Origin of the sequence: Zoogloea oryzae (assembly GCF_030161255.1) — a bacterium.
Lineage (GTDB): Bacteria > Pseudomonadota > Gammaproteobacteria > Burkholderiales > Rhodocyclaceae > Zoogloea > Zoogloea oryzae.
Genome location: NZ_BSPX01000170.1, coordinates 1 through 2,173, shown reverse-complemented (window position 1 = coordinate 2,173; position 2,173 = coordinate 1). Strand labels below are relative to the sequence as shown.

2 protein-coding genes are annotated in these 2,173 nt (G+C 70.5%); both read left to right on the top strand.

The annotated features are described in order from the left end of the window. On the top strand, positions 1–823 hold an 823-nt coding region (locus tag QQK25_RS22760), incomplete at its 5' end, for an FAD-binding oxidoreductase (protein ID WP_284190014.1). Positions 824–928: 105 nt separating this feature from the next. Beyond that, positions 929–2,173: sensor histidine kinase (locus QQK25_RS22755; RefSeq protein ID WP_284190013.1), on the top strand; the 1,245-nt coding region annotated here is incomplete at its 3' end.

Here is a 2,173-nt window from a genome sequence, read left to right as displayed (position 1 = left end):
GTCGGAACGCGACCGCCGCCGCGGCCGTCACCTGGCCTGCCAGTGCCGGGCCCTCGGCCCCGTGCACATCAAGGCGCCGGGCGGCCCCGAGTACGTGCCGCGCATCCGCCCGGCCCGCCAGATCGCGCGCCTCGCCGGCATCACCGACCTCACCCACGACATCCGCGAGTTCCGCTTCGTCACCAACAGCCCGGCGAGCTTCCTGCCCGGCCAGTACGCCATGCTCGACCTGCCGGGCGTCGGCACGTCCCGCGCCTACTCGCTCTCCAACACCGCCAACGACGGCGGCGAATGGCACTTCCAGATCCGCCGCGTGCCCCACGGCCAGGGCACCCACGTGCTGTTCGACAAGCTGAAGCCGGGCGACGAGATCGGCCTCGACGGCCCCTACGGCGTGGCCTGGCTGCGCACCGACGCACCCCGCGACATCGTCTGCGTGGCCGGTGGATCGGGCCTCGCGCCGATGATCTCCATCGCCCGCGGCGCCGCCGAGGCCGGGCTGCTGAAGGATCGCAAGCTGCACTTCTTCTACGGCGCCCGCACCCCGCGCGACGTGTGCGGCGAAGCACTGCTGTCCCAGCTTGATGGCTTTGGCGACCGTATCCGCTACGTACCGGTGGTGTCGCTGCCCGGCGACGACGGCGCCTGGCAGGGCGAGACCGGCTACGTCCATGACGCAGTCGCCCGCCTGCTGCCCGACGCGCTTCCCGGCTACGAGTTCTACTTCGCCGGCCCGCCGCCCATGACCCAGGCCCTGCAGGAGATGCTGATGGTCGGCCACCGCGTGCCTTTCGGGCAGATCCACTTCGACCGCTTTTTCTGATCCGCCGGTGCAAAGGGCTTCGCATCGCCGCGCCGGGCGACGTATCGTGATGATGGCGGGACGGCACACCAGCCGGCCCGCCATCGACAGGAGGACATCCACAGCGTGACCAGACAGACATCGGTGCGCGGCGTCGTGCTGGGCGACGACGACACCCATGACGTGCGGCGCCAGAAGATGGCCCGCATCATCCTCGATTCCATGTACCAGTTCCTCGGCCTGCTGGACGTGGACGGCACGGTGCTGGAGATCAACCAGGCCGCCCTCGACGGCGCCGGCCTCAACCTGTCCGACGTGGTCGGCCGGCCCTTCTGGGAGGCCCGCTGGTGGTCGGTCTCCGACGAGGTGCGCCACCGGGTGCGCGACATGATCGGCGAGGCCCGCGCCGGCCGCTTCGTGCGCTGCGACTTCGAAGTGTATGGCGACCTCCACGGCAGCAAGACCATCGCCATCGACTTCTCCCTCACGCCCATCCTCGACGACAGCGGCCACGTGGCCTTTCTGCTGCCCGAGGGGCGCAACATCACCGAGAAGATCGCCAACAGCGCCGAGCTCACCCGCAAGAACGGCGAGCTGCAGGTGGCGCTGGAGAAGCTCAAGGAGATCGACGGCTTCAAGACCAAGTTCTTCGCCAACGTGAGCCACGAGCTGCGCACCCCGCTCACCCTCATCCTCGGCCCGGTGGACCAGCTCATCCACGAGACCACCGCCCGCACCGAGCGCGAGCGCGCCCGCCTCACCGCCATCAAGCGCAACGCCCAGTCGCTGCTGCAGCAGGTGAACAACCTGCTCGACCTGGCCCGCATCGACTCCGACCGGATGCCCATGGCCTACGCCCGGGCCAACGTCACGGCGCTGATCCGCGAGATCGCCGCCGGCTTCGAGGGCGAGGCCGAGGCCCGCGCCATCCGCCTGATGGTGCGCGGCGAGGCCGACGCCGAAGGCGAGCTCTACGCCGACATCGACCGGGCCAAGTTCGTGCGGGTGCTCACCAACCTGCTCTCCAACGCATTCAAGTTCACCCCGCCCGGCGGGCGCATCGGCTGCACCGTGGAGCGCCTCGCCGGCGAGCGCATGCTCATCAACGTGCAGGACACCGGCCCGGGCGTGCCCGACGCCCTGAAGCAGCACATCTTCGACCGCTTCACCCAGGGCGACGAGCAGCTCGGCGCCATCGGCAGCGGGCTGGGGCTCAACATCGTCAAGGAGTTCGTCGAGCTCCACCGGGGCACGGTGGTGGTGCTCGACGCCCCCGGCGGCGGCGCGCTGTTCCAGCTGGAGCTGCCCCTGCAGGCTCCCGACGGCGCCTACGTGCGCAGCGGCAGCGCCCCGGCGCCCGCCGCCCTGCCC